Raw genomic sequence first — 15,354 nt, 5'->3', positions numbered from 1 at the left:
CTCACAAATAGCTATGCACCGAATCCGTTTCACGCCGTGAGAACCGCCACCGCATTCCCATCCTTTAATCCGATCCTCCGCTCACAGTACGTATGGAACGGCTCACCCCACGAGTGCGAGTCGTCTGGCTCGTCTTCTCGCTCCTCCGAGCCGCGATCTTCGGCGGTCTCGTCGTCGGCGCAGCGGTCGCCCTCACCCGAACCGCGGTTTGGGACTCCCCACCCTCGGTTCTCGTGCCTGCCGCCGTCGGATTCGCGTTCTTCATCGCTATCGCCGGCGTCCTCGTGGCCTGGGCTCGCTACGGCGTCTGGCGGTTCGATCTCCGGGACGACGATCTCTACATCGAACACGGGGTCTTTACCCGCATCAAAACGGTCGTCCCCTACGTTCGGGTCCAGCACGTCGACTCCCGTCGGTCCCCCCTCGAGCGAACGACCGGTCTCGCGACGGTCGTCGTCTATACGGCCGGCTCCCGGAGTTCGGACGTCGCGATCCCCGGACTGACGCCGGAACGCGCGGAAGATCTCCAGGAGTCGCTTCGCCGACTCGCGATCGAGAGCGAGGGTGAGGACGCCGTATGAGGAAACTCCATCCGGCATCGATCGCCGTCCGGTCGCTCTCGCGCAGCCTCAACACCGGGCTCCTGTTTTTCGTCATCGGGATCGTCGCCTCGCCCGGCGGAAACGGAATGGACGTGCTCTCGATCCTTCCGCTCGTGGCCGTCGGGGTCGTCATCGGGATCGTCTACGAGTTCGCCTACTACCAGCGATTCCGGTACGAACTCACCGGCGACACGTTCGACGTCACGTCCGGCGTGATCTCGCGGCGGGACCGCGAACTCCCGCTGGGACGGGTCCAGAACGTCGACATCAGACAAAACGTCCTCGGACGAATCCTCGGCATCGCTGCCGTCCACGTCGAAACGGCCGGTGGTGGCCAGACCGAGGTCAGCCTCCAGTACGTCGACGAAGACGAGGCACACCATCTCAGACGCCAACTCCGGAGCGGTGCGAGTGCCAGCGAGTCCCCATCTACCGAGGCGACTACCCTCGAAGACCAAGCGAACGCTCCCGAGGGGGAGACGGCCGAGGACGAAGAACTCCTGTTCGAAATTCAGCGACACGAACTCGTGATCCTGAGCGTGTTCACCATCGATCCGGGGGCGAGTTTGCTCGGCGGCATCGCACTCTCGTTCGCGAGCGGCTTCGATCCCACGACCTTGCTTCCCGCCGATCGTCTCCCGGAACTTCCCGGCCCGGCGACCGGCCTGTTCGCACTCGCATGGGGGCTTTTCCTCTTCCTGCTCGCTGCCTGGATCATCAGCGCGGCTCTCACGTTTACCAGATACTACGGCTTCCGGCTCACTCGCGTCGACGACGAACTCTACTACGAGCGTGGCCTCTTGCAACGGTACAGCGGGACGATCCCCCTCGAGAAGGTCCAGACGCTGACGATCACGGAGTCGATCCCCTTCCGGTGGTTCGGCTACGCCGCGCTGAGCGTCGAGACGGCCGGCTATGCGCCGGGCCAATCTGACTCCCGCGGAACCGAGTCGGCGATTCCCCTCGCCGACGCCGACCGCGTGGCCGAACTCGCACGCGCGATCGAGCCGTTCGGAGCGATCGATCTCGAGTCGCCGCCACGACGCGCTCGAGAGCGGTACGCGGTCCGATACCTGCTCGTCGTCGGTGTCGTCGTCGGCATCGCGTACGTCGCTTCCCGCTATACGACCGTCGTCCAGCGGTGGTACCTCCTCGCCGTCCTCGCCGTGCTCGCCCCGATCGCTGCGCATCTGAAGTGGTCGAACCGCGGCTATCACGTTGGCGACCGGTACCTCCTCACGCGAACGGGATTTTGGCGGCGAACGACGAAGGTCGTTCCCTACTACCGAGTCCAGGCCGTTCTCCACCAGGCGACGATATTTCAACGTCGGCGTCGACTCGCCAGCGTAACGGCTGATACCGCCAGTTCGGCTTCCCTCCTCGGACGGACCGCAACTGCCCACGACGTGGACGCGGATCGCGGCCTCGAGTTACAAACCGCCATCGAGGAGCGATTACAGGACCGACTCCGGGCGCGCAAACGCCAGCGGACGGTCGATCGGTGGTTTCAGGAACCGACGAATCCGGAGAACGAGTCCTCCGAGAGCGACGGTCCCACCTGAGGGACCGAAGCGAGTGACTGTTTGCTCGAGGAGACGTCGCGTGCGCCCGACTCAAAAACGGCCACGGAACGTGGGTTCCGACACTCGACCGCCCGCCGGCGTGTATCGCCCACGCTGTTTCGGAACGACCGGGAGCGAGCCGGATCCGTTCTGCTGGACGGGCCGCCGATGTACGGCGACGACCCGAGTCGAGGGCTCAGTAGGTCAGGCTCATCCCGCCCTCGTGGGTCATGTCGCCGCCGTTGAGGTGCTTGCTGTGAGTCGAACAGCCCATCACGAACAGGTTCGCGACCTCGTAGGGTTCCATCAGTTCCTTGACCCGAGTGTCCTCGAGCATCACGTTCTCGACGACCTCGTCGACGGTCATCTCGCGCTGATCCGCCGTCTCGGGCAGCTGTTTCGCGACGAGCGCCGTCTTCACGTAGGCAGTACTGACGGTAAACGCTCGCGCCTTCCCCTCTCCCTCGGCAGCGATCGACTGCGTGAGCCCACGAAGCCCGAACTTCGTCGTGTTGTACGCCACCTTGTCCTGCGTCACGATGTGGCCGTGGACCGAGCACATGTTCCCGACGACACCCTTGCCGTCCTCGTTGTCCCGGAAGTGTGGCAAGCAGTGTTTCGTCAACACCAGCGGGGCGCGCTGCATGACGTCGTGCATCAGGTCGTACTTCTCGATGGGAAACGATTCGATGGGGGCGATGGTCTGGATCCCGGCGATGTTCGCCAGATACCGAACGTTGCCCTGCGCCGCTGCTTCGTCGACGATCCGCTCGAGGGCCGCGTCGTCGGTCAGGTCGCCGACGACCGTGACGAGTTCTCCCGGGAGCGACAGTTCCGCGGCCCGGCTCCGTGTCTCGGCGAGCCCGTCTTCGTCGCGGTCCGTCGCGATGACAGTCAACCCGTTCGCCACGAACGCCAGCGCGGTCGCCCGTCCGATACCGGAGCCGGCACCCGTCACGATCGCGACGTTCTCGGCGGTGTAGTGTGGGTCCTCGAGGACCAGGAGATCGTCCCGCGTGAGTTCTGACGGCCCGTACTTCGCCATCGCCTCTTCGACGGTCATATCGGCCATACCCGAATAGACGAACACGAGCGTGGAATAACTACCGCAGACGGAGACGCTCGGCACGGGGGGCGAACTCGATAGGGCTGCTGATCTCGACTCTGTGACGTTCCGTCAACGCGATCCGGTATCGATCCCCGACACTTTGTATAGCAATATACGATTTATGTGTGGTGGGCCGGACAACGTTTCAACGGTTCTCTGAGTAGTGGAAGTACCGATACACCGAACGTACGGCTCCTGGAGACGATACTGCATGGAACGTCAGAGACTGTCCGAATCAGAGGCAAACGTGTGTGCCACGTCTTTTCCCGGACTCGGTAAAAACCGCCCAGTAGCGCTCTGAGACGATTCCTGCCGTATCTGCCTGTGGGGCGATTTGCGTGATGCTATTCGATGGGTACCCAATTAGACCGTGAGACGCAGTCGTCAGGTCGTCTCGAGACGTTCAGAATCGGAGACGGAGATCACGACGAGTACACGGACCGCGGCGTACTGCTGGCGACCGCTTTCCAAGCGATCGATGCTGAGTCACACGAACGAGTCGATGACACTCGAGATCGACACACGAACTGACCGTCGCTACTGTCGCAACGCAACCGATGAGCGTGTCTACGACCGTACAGCGGAGTCCAGATCCCGATGGAGCTCCGGCAACCGTCACCTATCGGGGAACACGATCGCTGGGCAACGGTTCGTCGACAGCACTCGTGACAGGAACGGCAGAACGACGACTCACTGCAGCCGAGTCTCACCAGCAGGGTGCTCGCTCATCCGCGGGAGACACGCTGGCACCACCGCGGATATCGGTCGAATCCGCACCGACAGCTGGTCGGACGCCGATCCAGTGGATGATGGGCGCGCTACCAGGAGAGTGCGCTCGGTCGGACAACTGGGGAGAGATTGATCAGCTGGAATCAGGATCGGAGACAGACGGTCGCCAGTTCTCGAGCGACCGACGGGACCTCCGACGCACGCGACCGACCCTCCTCAGACGGTAGTTCCCGACCAACTCTGCAGAGCACTTGGCCGCGCGGCGACGTACTGTTTCTATCGAACGCGACGGTTGTCGGGCGAGCAGTCGGTCGCCCTGTTCGATCCTCGTCGGTGAGGCGAGGAGGGCTCTCGTATCGATCACTGCTCCCCCTTGTAGATAGATCCTAAACCGTAGACCCAGATTTTGATGAATGATATCCGGTTCTATAGGCCTGTAAGAGATGTTTATCTCTAATCTCAGGACTATTCATCACCCGTTAGGAGTGGTGTGAATCGACATAAACTCACTTAGATCAAACAATGGGTAGATTGAATATCACCGCGTTTGATGAGTGTCGTATGAGCGATTCGGCGGACACGTCTAGAACGGCTGTCAAAACCTACGTTCCGGCCTACCAGAAAGCGGAGTGGGAATCCCACGCCGAGGAACTCGACATGAGCCAGAGCGAGTTCGTCCGAACGATGGTTCAGGCGGGGCGTCAGGGGTTCGAATCCGACTCGGCGAAACCCGATTCTCACGACCCAGACCCTGGGGGTAACGGCCTCGAGACACAGGTCCTCGAGTTACTCGCCGCTGACACGTACTCGTGGGAGGAACTCCTCGAGGCGGTTGCCGACGACATCGAGTCGCGGTTGGACGAGACCCTCGAGGAGTTACAATCGAACAACCGAATTCGATACAGCGGTCGCCACGGCGGCTACACGACCGTCGACGGTGGTGGCGATGGCGACTGAGCCCGGAGCCGACGCGCCCTCGGACGTGACGGATCCAATCGAATACTTCCTCGACGACCAGCGCTATCACGGGAAGAGCGAACGGACGCTCGAGGCCTACGAACGCGTCCTCCGGCAGTTCGAGGCGTTCCTCGACGAGCGCTTCGACGTGGCGGCGGTCGGCGCGGCCCAACGGCGGGAGTGTATGGCCTGGATTCACTCGCTGCGCGGGGCGTTCGAATCCAGCACGATCGCGACCTACGCCTCGTATCTCAACCGATTCTACGACTACATGACTCGTGTCGGCGTCTTCGACGACAATCCGATGGCCCTCGTCATGGAGGAGATGTCCGAATCGATCGAGACGAACCCGACGCGACGGGACATCTCGGTCGAGGAAATGCGATCGTTCGTCGACTCCATCGCACATCCCCTCGAGCGGGCCGTCGTCGTTACGCTGCTGAAAACCGGGATGCGTGTCGGCGAACTCTGCAACCTCGATCTGCAGGATCTTCACCTCGAGACACCGGAGCTCGACCTCGAATGGACGGCCCGCGTCGGTCTCGAGCGCCGGCCGTCGTCGCTGTTCGTTTCGTCGAAGCCCGCTCGTGGCACGATCGTCAACGGCGAAGAGCGGGCAGCCTCGAACAAGCGAAAGCGGGAGACGGTGGTTCCGATCGATGCCGAACTGCGGCGTGTGCTCCTCGAGTGGCTGGCCATCCGGCCGGATACGGTCTCGGGGGCACGACCGCTCTTTCTCGACACCCGCGATTCGTGGGGCCAGCGGCTCACGCCCTCGGACGTGCGCTATATCGTCGAGAAACACGCTCGAGAGCGCGGCTGGTACCGGACCGGCGGTGGCACCCAGGAGAACGTCACGCCCCACTACTTCCGGCACTTCTTCACGACCCATCTTCGGGACCGAACCGGTGATCGAGGGATCGTCCAGTACCTCCGAGGCGATGTCGCCGGCGACGTCATCGATACGTACACCCACAACTGGGGCGACCGCGTCCGGGAGACCTATCTCGAGTGTATCTATTCCGTGACTTGATCGCAGGCGAAACGACACGATCGACGACTGCGGTATCGGCGGCTTCGCACCGGTGATTTGCCCGACCTGTCCGGGTCTATCCGTGTGTGGGTGATTGGTTTACTACGAATGTACTCACCGATACTGTCTCAGATCTGCCTTGTAAACCATATATCGCTATAGCAATGTCGTCTATCCAGCGAGCATTTCAATCAGCCGACGACGGTCGCACTAATCGACGAGCGACGTCATCTCACAGGAAAGCACCGTCGTCTCGTCGTCTTTGATCACGTCGACCTGGTAGCGAACCGTGCCAGTGCCCGGTGCATCGGGCGTCCGCTCCGTCTCGAGGACCTCCCGCTCGACTCGAATCGTGTCGCCGATGAAGGTCGGCGCGGTAAAGCGGAGGTCGTCCATGCCGTAGAAGGCGACGACCGATTCGCGCTCGAGCGTGCTGCGGGTCTGCCAGATCAGGCCCGTCGCGGCCGAGAGGACGAGCATGCCGTGAGCGATCCGCTCCCCGAACGACGAGTCGGCCATGCGGGCACCGTCGGTGTGAAGGTGATTGAAATCCCCCGAGACACCGGCGAAGTTCGTTACGTCGGCCTCGGTGATCGTTCGGCCCTGAGTGACCATTCGATCGCCGCCCGCAGTCTGCTCGAAGAAGCTCTCGGCGTCGGCATCGCTCGTCGAACTCATCGGCTGGTCCCCCCAGTGACCCACATCGAACTCCGGGCGGCGGTGCGTTCGATTCCGGCTCGAGTTGCTCCGTTCAGTCGTCGATTTTCGCCGTCTACCCGATTCGCGACAGTCGGTGTCCGATCGAACATACCCTAGACGCGATGCTGGCTCCGATAATAGTTGTGGCGACGGTTTGGTCCCGATCGCTATCGTCCGACCGCGAGTTCCGTCTCGAGGTCGGTCCCGTTCAACAGCGAGCGAACGAAGCCGGTCGTTTCGGTCGTCTCAGCCGTATTCTCGAGCAACACCGTCTCGCTCGGGAACAGCTGTTCACCGAGGAGCAAGCCGTGTTCGCGGGCCGTCGAGCCGGTGACGGTCAGGTAGACGCCGAGCCCCGCATCGGCGATGGCGGCCTCCTCTTCACGGCCCTCCTCGGGGTAGCGAAAGTCGATTCCATCGAGTGCCCGCGTTCCCAACACCGCCTGAACGAGCCGCTCGTATCGCGGCTCGATACACAGCGGCCCTTCGTAACTCTCGAGGAAGTTCCGGTCGATCGATTCCGCCGACGGTGCGACTGCGGGCGTCGCCAACAGCGTATGATAGACCGTGTCTCCGAGACCAGTGACGACCTGCACGTCGGTATCGGAGGGGTTGATCCGGGCGTTGACGTCGGCGATCCGATCGAGTGGCTCCGGTCGGAGTTCGACCACCTCCTCGAGCACCAGATCGGCGCTGTCGAACCCGAGCGCGAATTCGTGAGTCCGAAGGGATCGGAACGGCTCCTCGCGACCCACGAGCTGGATCGCCACCCCGTCGGGCGCACCCTCGAGGTCCGTCAGCGGGATCGTAACGCTATCGAAGACGATCCGGCGCGGTTTCCCGGCGCGGTCGTCCCGAAGCAGCGTGTATTCCGGTTCGGTCGGATCGTCGACGGTACTGTAGGCGGCGAGACGATGATACACGTCGTTCCCGTCGGCGTCGATATTCCCCTTCGTGAGTGCCTTCTCGTGACGAAGCGTCGACGTAATGTCGTCCGCGAGTTCGGGGACATCGAGGCGGTCCGCGATCCGATCGAGTACGGACTCGAGCGGTCGCCCCTTACGTGGAACAGCGATCGGTATCGTCTCGCCCATCGACCGATTCTCGACTGGCGACGGATAAACGAGTTGTGTTTCCGGACTCCCCTCCGTCGACGGTGGTGGCGGTCCCGATCAGTCCGAGAACATCGAACCGAGCTGGTCGCGCCACTCCTGGATGTCCGTTACGTCCGCGTGCACGTCCTCGAGCTCCGCTTCGACGGATTCGATGTCCTCCTCGACTGATTCGACGTCTTCCTCGATGGATTGGACATCCTCTTCGACGGAGTCGACGTCTTCCTCGATGGATTGGACATCCTCTTCGACGGAGTCGACGTCTTCCTCGATGGATTGGACGTCTTCTTCGACGGAGTCGACGTCTTCCTCGACGGATTGGACGTCCGCTTCGGTCTCCGAGAGATCGTCCGCAACCGTCTCGAGATCTGCTTCGAGTTCGTCGATATCGTCGTCGACCGTGTTCAGGTCCGCTTCGAGAGTGCTGTTCCAGTCGGTCAGATCAGTGACGTCGGCTTCGAGTTCGTCGACGTTCGATTCCGTTCCCTCGAGCCGGTCGTCGATCGACTCGAGGTCCGCTTCGAGCGCGTCCATTTCGGCCTGGACCTCCTCGATGAGCTGAGCGCCGGTGCCGTTCTCCTCGAGGAATGTCTCGAGTGCGTCGGTGTAGGCCGCGACCTCCTCGACGCGGGATTGAAGGTGTTCGACTTTCGCGATATCGGGGCCCGCGGGTTCGAGATCGAGCTCGGACCGAATCGCCTCGAGATCGTTGTCGTCGATCGTCCCCTCGCGAATCTCGGTTGCGAGACGGGATGCGATCGACCCCTCGAATTCGGGATCGGGGGTCGCCACCGTCTCCGTATCGGTGGCGGGCTCACCGCCTTCGTCGGTCGCGGGTGTCCCCTCTTCCTCCGTCGTGTCGGCTACGGAGTCGGAGTCCGGATCGGCCGACGCTTCGATCGTCTCCTCGGATTCGGCTTCGGGCTCCGGTTCGGAGGACTCGGATTCGGGTTCCGGCTCCACTGACTCGTCGTCGACGGGTTCATCCACCGTCTCGACGGTCTCAGACTCGGTTTCCTCCTCCTCGTCTTCGTCGAGTGTGGCTGCCGAATCCTCGAGATCGAGCTCGATTTCGGGTTCGGGTTCGGATTCGGTGTCGTCGGTGGCGTCGGTGTCGGTTCCGAGGTCGATCTCGTCGTCGGTGGCGTCGGTGTCGGTTCCGAGGTCGATCTCGTCGTCGGTGTCGTCGGTGTCGGTTCCGAGGTCGATCTCGTCGTCGGTGTCGTCGGTGTCGGTTCCGAGGTCGAGGTCGACCGTGGGCTCCTCGTCGTCGTCCGGTTCCGGAATCTCCTCTTCGTCGAATCCGAGATCGATATCCGGCGTGTCGTCCTCCGCTGCCGTGTCGTCTGCCTCGTCGTCGACCGGATCGGGATCCGTATCGACATCGCCGAGATCCAGGTCGAGTCCGCCCGACTCCTCTACTGTGGTGTCGTCGGTTTCGGCCTCGTCTTCGAGGCCGGGAACCGAGTCCGACTCTCCGGAAATCATGTCTTTGACGGGCTGGTTTCGATCTTCCGAGACGATATTGTCGATCACCCCGTCGTCGACTTCGTCGGCCTCTCCCTCGCTATCGGTGCCGGCGTCGCGTTCGACGATCGTCGGTTCGGTGAGGAACTCGGCGGCCTGGCTCTCGTCGTCGATCTGGATGCCATAGACCGTCTCGAGTTGTTCGTCGGGTTCGAGCGTCGCGGTAAACTCGACGTGATGGTCCTGAAACGCGGTCCAGTCGTCGCTGTGATAATCCGGATGAAACCCGACTTTGTCCATCGGGAACGATTCGGGGATTTCCTCCGAGAGCTGAAACGTTACTGGATTCGGGCGGTCCGACTCGATCTCGAACCGGATCGCAGGGACGGGAAAATCGTCCGCAGCGAACGTCTTTCGGACGGCTATCCCGTCAGTACTGACCTCGATCACGTCGTCCGTGTCGGCGGTACTACTCATATGAGATCAACGTTACCATACTGTTATAAATTGTGTGGACGGATCGTCTGTCGGGACTGTCAGCGTTACAGGTCGGTTCGATCCCCGATCTCGACGATCTCGAGGCGCTGTGGATACTCGAAACTCTGTGCGTGGTGATGGAGCGCCGTCGGATCGGCGGTTAGCCCTTTCCACATATCCCAGTGGCTGGGCAGGAGTCGTTCACACTCGAGGGCAGCGGCGCACTCGATGAGCTGGTTCTCGTCGTTGTACCAGCGGGTCCGTTTCGGCTCGCGGGTCCGTTTGTCGAGGATCTGTCCGACGGTTCCGAAGGCGAGTGCCGCGAGGTCGATCGCGTACTCGTCGCCGATTCGCTCGAACTCCTCGCACGGCTTCGTGTCGCCGCCGTGGAAGAACGTCCCTGCCTCGTGTTCGAAGACGTAGCTTACGGGATGGGTCGCGTCGGGATCGGACGCTTGCTCGACGTGGATCGTAAACTCGCCGACCTCGATCGTGTCGCCTTCGGTGACTTCGGTCAACTGGTCGTCGGTGACCGCCCACTCGTCGGTCCACGCCTCCTCCTCGCGGGCGACCGCGACGCTGTCGTCGGGCGCGTACAGCGTTGCGCCGGTGTTCGCGAGGATCGGTGCCTGGCTCGGCCCGTGGACGTGGTCAGTGTGTTCGTGGGTCACGAGGACGGCGTCGGCTTCCTCGACATCGTCCGGATCGAACGGGACGGGGATCATGCGGACCGTTCGCGGCGGGTCGCCGAGGCCGACGTACGGATCGATATAGATCGTCGTTCCGCCAGTCCCCTTCAGGATGAAGCCGTTACAGCCGAGATACCAGATCGAGACGCCCTCCGGATCCGTTTCTTCGACGTCGCGGACGAGCCAGTCGCCCCAGTCGCTCCGAGTCATACCCGACGATGCGGCGACCGACTGGGTAAGTGTTATCCTCTCCGACGGTACCCGGTATCGCCGACCTCAACGGATAGCGCGGCACACTCGAAGCGACGCCCGACGATCCGCCGCCACAGCCGATAGCGGGAACTGCGACGGGCTGTCGGACGCTCGGTCCTCGAGCGTATGACGCCCGTACTGGTGGTCTCGACGGCACCAGTGGCCGCCCCCATACGGTTTGCTGTCCCGATCTCCCGGTGGGTCCGAAGGGGGGGTCCCGGTCCCATCGGCACTGACGGACAGGAGACCGTCTCAGTCGCCGGCGACTCGTTCCCGGACCGGAGCCAGTCCGCGAAGTGCGGAGTGGCGCTCGTCGGAGACTCGGCCCGACTCGGCGTCGTAGCCGACGAGCGTCGCGTCGTGCAACACCGGGAGGTGGACGTGAACCAGCGATGCCAGTACCTCGTCGACGCGCTCTCGGGGGACCGCACGCTGGGTCGTCTCGGCCTCGCGAACCGCGACGTCGCGAGCGAGCGTTTCGGTCGCGATCGGGTGGAACTGGTCGTCGAGTACTGCGAGGATCGTCCGTCGGCGTTCGTTGGCGAGGGCCCCGAACATCGTATCGAGTTCGTCGGCGTCGGCGGTATGATCGCCCGTGATGACCGCTTCGAACGCGGACTCGTCGAACACCGGATGGTCGGCCGTCCGGATCGTCTCGTCGTCGCCTTCCTCGAGCAGGCCCGCGTCCGTCAACTGCGGCAGGAGCCGGTGATGGAGGTCGACGAGCGCCCGCTGGTGGTCGCCGTCAGTGATCGCGGCCAGGGGTTTGTCCGATATTACTGCGGCGAGTTGGTACCCAAGATCGTGTTTCCCGACACCCTCCGGCGACCCTTCGTGGACGAGTCGGACGGCGGTCCGTCGGCGAGCGTCGGCGAGGACATCGAACGGCACCTCGCGAGGAGCGGCCGGCGATCCGCTCGGAACTGAGTTATTCATCGACTACTGGTCGGCGTCTAGCGTGCAAAAGGACTCTTCCAAATCACTTTGGAAACGTCGAATTATATCTCCCAATCAGGGTGATATTCAACCATATAGTACCATTGTCGTTCGAACGGAACGGTGAACTCCCGTCTGCTGTCTAACCCTCCGATTCAGCAGACCGTCATGAGCAACGACGCTCGCCGGGGTTGAAAGCGTGACGACCGTCGAAAGGTGCACGAGATCCAGTGCGCTACCAGGTACCGTGGAACGTGTCGAACGAGAGGCTGTCGAGGGGTTCGTCGCCGACGGCGATCCGGTATTCGCCGGGGGTGAGCATCGGTTTGTGGAACTGCGGGCCGTCGTCGGTCGTAATTCGGGGACAGCCGGTGTTGACGAACGCGTCCATATCGAAATTTCGGAGGCGGTCCGGCGTCACTTCGTCCATCGTGATGAGGTAGGCGTTATCGTTGTCGTCGAGAATGTCCTGTGCCATCTCCCAGCGACCCTGTCCGATCTTGGTACAGAAGATGACGCCCCACTTCTCGGCGTCCATCGCGCGGTGGATGGCACCGTAGCGCTGTTTCATGAACTTGTCCGTGTCCGCGACGGTAACGACGTTGTTGACCGGATCCGCGATGACGACGTGCTTGTCGGGGTGTTCCATCGCCAATCCGAGTGGATGGAACTTCCCGCCGCCGACGTATAGCACCTGCTCCGCGGGGACGTCTGCGCTCGCGTAGTTACAGCCCAGTACCTGTCCCTCGTGGGTCAGTCGCTCGTCACCGCGACGGCTCTGAACCTCGTAGCCCCGCTCCTCGAGGAACTCGGTCATCTCCTCGTACCGGTTCATGTGCTGGGCCGTGGTGACGAGGCCGACGCCCTCGGTCTCCTCGGGGGGCTCTAACGTGTCCAGTGCCTCCTCCATGATCGGCGTGACCTCGACGTTCGAGAACAGCGGCACGTAGATCACCTTGTCCGTGTCCTTCATCGGCGAGTGACCGAAGTGAACGAACACGTCGGTCCGCTTCATCAGATAGGTGTCCAGATCGCAGGCACCGTAGCAGGGCTGTCCCGAGAGCATGAACGTCACGTCGTCGTCGGCCAGCGCCCGAAGGTCGTCCGCGACGGCTGGTCCCCGTCGTTTCAGTCCCTCGGGGAACTGCAGTCCGACTTTCGTCGCGTCTCGCTCCTCGATCGCATCGACGATCTCCTCGAGTTCGTAATCCCATTCGCGATCGTGCTTGAGACGCATTCCCGTATTCCGGAGGTCCCCCTCGGTGTACTCCGACTCCTGACTCATTGGCCGTCCTAACGGCCACGGACGTATATACTGCACGTTGTTTCGAGACACAGAAATACGGCACGCAGCGTCGAATTTCGGTCCGGCGTTCCGGTCACCAGGCACTCGGCGGGCGATCGTGGAACGCGCTCGAAAACAGGTGGTCGTCGTCGTGGAGGCGACCACGGTGGTATCGACACGACGGTTCGGACGCCACCCGAAGAGGCGTTTCGTCGATTCGGTCCACCAGTTCGTTCCCCGGTGGGAAAATGCGGTCGGACAGCGAGTTCGTTTTTCGTCCCAACAGTCATAGTACTGGAGCGTAAACGGAGTACTAATGTCAGCGGAACAGGCCGCAGACGGCTATCTCTTCGACCTTTACCGTCGATACATCGGTGAACCGGAAGACCGGACGGACGTCTACGTCGGGTTCGGGTTGTTTCTCGGCGGAATCGGGCTCGCGATCGTCGGACTCCTGCTCTTTCTGTGGGGCAATACGTTCGATGCGCGATCCGTCGGCTACTTCGCGTGGGTCGGCCCCGCATACGCCCTCGCGATGGTCGCACTTCCCGTCGCGATGCTCGGAATCGTCGTGTTGCTCCCCTCGGAACGACGAGTGTTGTACATCTCGATCGCCGGTGCCGCCGTCACGATCGCTGCAGTCGTCGGCTTCCTCGTCGCCTATCCCAAAGACTGGAACGGCTACGGCAACGACTACACCGTCCAGGTCATCGCGGTCTACGCCGTCGGCCTCGCCGGTATTACCGCGTCGACCGGTGCCGCACTGATCGCTCACTACCTGGATATGGCACAGCGAGTCGAGGCAGTCGAATCCGACGCCGACGAGACGGACGACGAACCCGACGTGAGCGACGCGGAGGTCCAACGGGACATCGACGAGGCGATGGACGACGTCGAACTGTCGTGGGGCGGCGTCGAGAAGACCGAACACACGCGACTGAGCTTCGACGAAGACAGCCTCGACGACGTCGACGTCGATAGCAGCGTCGGCACCACGACCACCCGCTCTTCGGGCGTCGACGCACAGGTCGCCGGTCTCAAAGGGATGAAAGGCGGCGAGACGAAGCAGACGACCTCGAGTTCGACGGTCGACGATCAGACGGCGAAACTCAAGGAACTGCGCGAGCAGCAACGAGCGGAGGAACTGGCGACCGCCGACGACGATGGTGCCGTCGACACGTTGGGGAAACCGTTCCAGAACCTGCTCGAGCGGTTCCGTACCCTCCTAAAACGTAATTAACGACCAAGGGGCTGGATAAATATCGTATTAATCTGTCTTCCCGCGAACTGGAATTAACTCACATAGATTTATAATCCGTCGGTGGCCTTGCCCACATATGGCCAAAGGCCTAGACGTCGGAACGATGAACATTCTGTCGGCACAACAGGATGGGAACGATACGGTTTTCGTGCAACAGCGTAATTCGTTCGTCGAGATCGAATACTCGGATATGGCCGAGCAGATGCTCTCGCGAAGCGAAGTACTCCACATTCGCAAAGACGACAAGGTATACGTCGTCGGCGACGACGCGCTGAACTTTGCGAATATTTTCAACAAGGAGACCCGCCGTCCGATGAAACACGGGATCCTCTCGAACGACGAGCAGAGCGCGATCCCGATGATGAAACTCATCATCGAGCAAGTCGTCGGCGAGCCCGCCTATCCGGACGAGAAACTCTACTTCTCGTCCCCGGCGGACCCGATCGACTCCGATCTCTCGACGCTGTACCACCAGAAGACGATCGAGTCGTTCCTCGACGACATGGGGTACGACTCCGAACCGATCAACGAAGGGATGTCCGTCATCTACAGCGAGCTCGCGGACAACAACTTCACCGGACTGGGGATCAGTTTCGGTGCCGGGATGACGAACGTCTGTCTCTCCTACTACGCGGTGCCTGTCATGAAGTTCTCCGTCGCTCGCGGTGGCGACTGGGTCGACGAGCAGGCCGCCCGCGCGACCGGGACGCCCGTCGACAAGGTCACCTCGATCAAGGAAGACGACTTCGAACTCGACTTCACGACCGACGTCGGCGGCGTCGAGGGTGCGCTCTCGATTTACTACGAGAACCTGCTCGACTACGTCATCGAGAACATCGTCAAGGAAGTCGACGAGGAGGACGTCGAAGAAGGGCTGGACGTCCCGGTCGTCGTCACCGGCGGGACCTCGAGTCCCGACGGCTTCGAGGCGCTGTTCCGTGACCACCTTTCGGAAGCGAACATCCCGTTCTCGATCAGCGGCGTCACGCACGCGAACGAACCGCTGTACAGCGTGGCACGTGGTGGTCTCGTCGCGGCCCGCTCCGACGAGGACATCGACCACGAGGACGCGGACGAAGAGGCGGAAGCGGCGGCCGCAAACGAATAACCGTCGGCTCCGCGGCGCTCGTTTTTTCGACGGCGAGTTCCCGAAGTGACGACTCGAACGTCAGCTGGTCTGCTGGA

The 15,354-nt window shown here is 62.2% G+C and carries 13 protein-coding genes; 6 read left to right on the top strand and 7 right to left on the bottom strand.

What is annotated here, in order from left to right; genetic code table 11:
• Positions 1-92 precede the first annotated feature (92 nt).
• Together J0X27_RS00635 and J0X27_RS00630 are read left to right on the top strand one after the other, a co-directional pair.
• Entirely contained in the window at positions 93-581 is a 489-nt protein-coding gene (locus tag J0X27_RS00635; RefSeq protein ID WP_207270583.1) for a PH domain-containing protein, read from the top strand.
• Positions 578-2,164 (top strand): PH domain-containing protein, encoded by a 1,587-nt coding sequence (locus J0X27_RS00630; protein WP_207270582.1) that lies wholly within the window; start codon positions 578-580, stop codon positions 2,162-2,164. Before J0X27_RS00635 ends, J0X27_RS00630 begins: the two co-directional genes overlap by 4 nt.
• 196 nt (positions 2,165-2,360) lie before the next feature.
• Here J0X27_RS00630 and J0X27_RS00625 read toward each other — a convergent pair whose 3' ends face one another.
• On the bottom strand, positions 2,361-3,227 hold the full coding sequence (locus J0X27_RS00625; protein ID WP_207271990.1) for an SDR family NAD(P)-dependent oxidoreductase: 867 nt from the start codon (positions 3,225-3,227) through the stop codon (positions 2,361-2,363).
• 1,335 nt (positions 3,228-4,562) lie between these two features.
• Here J0X27_RS00625 and J0X27_RS00620 point away from each other — a divergent pair.
• Both J0X27_RS00620 and J0X27_RS00615 read left to right on the top strand, forming a co-directional pair.
• Positions 4,563-4,958, top strand: a complete 396-nt coding sequence (locus J0X27_RS00620) for a DUF5805 domain-containing protein (RefSeq protein WP_207270581.1) — start codon at positions 4,563-4,565, stop codon at positions 4,956-4,958.
• Positions 4,948-5,991, top strand: coding sequence for a tyrosine-type recombinase/integrase (locus J0X27_RS00615; RefSeq protein WP_207270580.1), 1,044 nt, complete (start codon positions 4,948-4,950; stop codon positions 5,989-5,991). Before J0X27_RS00620 ends, J0X27_RS00615 begins: the two co-directional genes overlap by 11 nt.
• A 210-nt stretch (positions 5,992-6,201) precedes the next feature.
• Here the strand turns inward: J0X27_RS00615 and J0X27_RS00610 are convergent, their stop codons facing one another.
• The 6 genes from J0X27_RS00610 to dph2 form a co-directional block, all read right to left on the bottom strand.
• Positions 6,202-6,669 (bottom strand): MaoC/PaaZ C-terminal domain-containing protein, encoded by a 468-nt coding sequence (locus J0X27_RS00610; protein ID WP_207270579.1) that lies wholly within the window; start codon positions 6,667-6,669, stop codon positions 6,202-6,204.
• Between the two features lie 188 nt (positions 6,670-6,857).
• Positions 6,858-7,784, bottom strand: coding sequence for a phosphoribosyltransferase HisG-related protein (locus tag J0X27_RS00605; protein ID WP_207270578.1), 927 nt, complete (start codon positions 7,782-7,784; stop codon positions 6,858-6,860).
• Between the two features lie 78 nt (positions 7,785-7,862).
• The gene (locus J0X27_RS00600; RefSeq protein WP_207270577.1) at positions 7,863-9,746 is read right to left on the bottom strand and encodes an AAA family ATPase; all 1,884 of its coding nucleotides are present in this window, start codon (positions 9,744-9,746) and stop codon (positions 7,863-7,865) included.
• 65 nt (positions 9,747-9,811) lie between these two features.
• Positions 9,812-10,645, bottom strand: coding sequence for an MBL fold metallo-hydrolase (locus J0X27_RS00595; protein WP_207270576.1), 834 nt, complete (start codon positions 10,643-10,645; stop codon positions 9,812-9,814).
• A gap of 294 nt (positions 10,646-10,939) precedes the next feature.
• Positions 10,940-11,623 carry a DUF7344 domain-containing protein gene (locus J0X27_RS00590; protein WP_207270575.1) on the bottom strand — a complete coding sequence of 228 codons (684 nt, stop codon included), beginning with the start codon at positions 11,621-11,623 and terminating at the stop codon, positions 10,940-10,942.
• A 235-nt stretch (positions 11,624-11,858) separates the two neighbouring features.
• Entirely contained in the window at positions 11,859-12,908 is a 1,050-nt protein-coding gene (dph2, locus tag J0X27_RS00585; RefSeq protein ID WP_207270574.1) for a diphthamide biosynthesis enzyme Dph2, read from the bottom strand.
• Between the two features lie 316 nt (positions 12,909-13,224).
• Between dph2 and J0X27_RS00580 the strand changes: the two genes are divergently transcribed.
• Together J0X27_RS00580 and J0X27_RS00575 are read left to right on the top strand one after the other, a co-directional pair.
• A complete protein-coding gene (locus J0X27_RS00580; RefSeq protein ID WP_207270573.1) occupies positions 13,225-14,148 on the top strand; it encodes a cell division protein CdpA domain-containing protein in 924 nt (307 codons plus the stop codon).
• 97 nt (positions 14,149-14,245) lie between these two features.
• A complete protein-coding gene (locus tag J0X27_RS00575; RefSeq protein WP_097379089.1) occupies positions 14,246-15,277 on the top strand; it encodes a disk-shape morphogenesis protein volactin in 1,032 nt (343 codons plus the stop codon).
• The last annotated feature ends 77 nt before the right edge of the window (positions 15,278-15,354 follow it).

Source organism: Natrinema longum (genome assembly GCF_017352095.1).
Classification (GTDB): Archaea; Halobacteriota; Halobacteria; order Halobacteriales; family Natrialbaceae; genus Natrinema; species Natrinema longum.
The sequence above is the reverse complement of the archived record's forward strand: the minus strand, read 5'-3'. Positions and strand labels throughout refer to the sequence as shown.

What these genes read in the sequence shown, in the direction of transcription:
- J0X27_RS00635 (WP_207270583.1), top strand. Translation starts at nt 93, where the DNA reads ATGGAACGGCTCACCCCACGAGTGCGAGTCGTCTGGCTCGTCTTCTCG.
- J0X27_RS00630 (WP_207270582.1), top strand. Translation starts at nt 578, where the DNA reads ATGAGGAAACTCCATCCGGCATCGATCGCCGTCCGGTCGCTCTCGCGC.
- J0X27_RS00625 (WP_207271990.1), bottom strand. Translation starts at nt 3,227, where the DNA reads ATGACCGTCGAAGAGGCGATGGCGAAGTACGGGCCGTCAGAACTCACG.
- J0X27_RS00620 (WP_207270581.1), top strand. Translation starts at nt 4,563, where the DNA reads ATGAGCGATTCGGCGGACACGTCTAGAACGGCTGTCAAAACCTACGTT.
- J0X27_RS00615 (WP_207270580.1), top strand. Translation starts at nt 4,948, where the DNA reads ATGGCGACTGAGCCCGGAGCCGACGCGCCCTCGGACGTGACGGATCCA.
- J0X27_RS00610 (WP_207270579.1), bottom strand. Translation starts at nt 6,669, where the DNA reads ATGAGTTCGACGAGCGATGCCGACGCCGAGAGCTTCTTCGAGCAGACT.
- J0X27_RS00605 (WP_207270578.1), bottom strand. Translation starts at nt 7,784, where the DNA reads ATGGGCGAGACGATACCGATCGCTGTTCCACGTAAGGGGCGACCGCTC.
- J0X27_RS00600 (WP_207270577.1), bottom strand. Translation starts at nt 9,746, where the DNA reads ATGAGTAGTACCGCCGACACGGACGACGTGATCGAGGTCAGTACTGAC.
- J0X27_RS00595 (WP_207270576.1), bottom strand. Translation starts at nt 10,645, where the DNA reads ATGACTCGGAGCGACTGGGGCGACTGGCTCGTCCGCGACGTCGAAGAA.
- J0X27_RS00590 (WP_207270575.1), bottom strand. Translation starts at nt 11,623, where the DNA reads ATGAATAACTCAGTTCCGAGCGGATCGCCGGCCGCTCCTCGCGAGGTG.
- dph2 (WP_207270574.1), bottom strand. Translation starts at nt 12,908, where the DNA reads ATGAGTCAGGAGTCGGAGTACACCGAGGGGGACCTCCGGAATACGGGA.
- J0X27_RS00580 (WP_207270573.1), top strand. Translation starts at nt 13,225, where the DNA reads ATGTCAGCGGAACAGGCCGCAGACGGCTATCTCTTCGACCTTTACCGT.
- J0X27_RS00575 (WP_097379089.1), top strand. Translation starts at nt 14,246, where the DNA reads ATGGCCAAAGGCCTAGACGTCGGAACGATGAACATTCTGTCGGCACAA.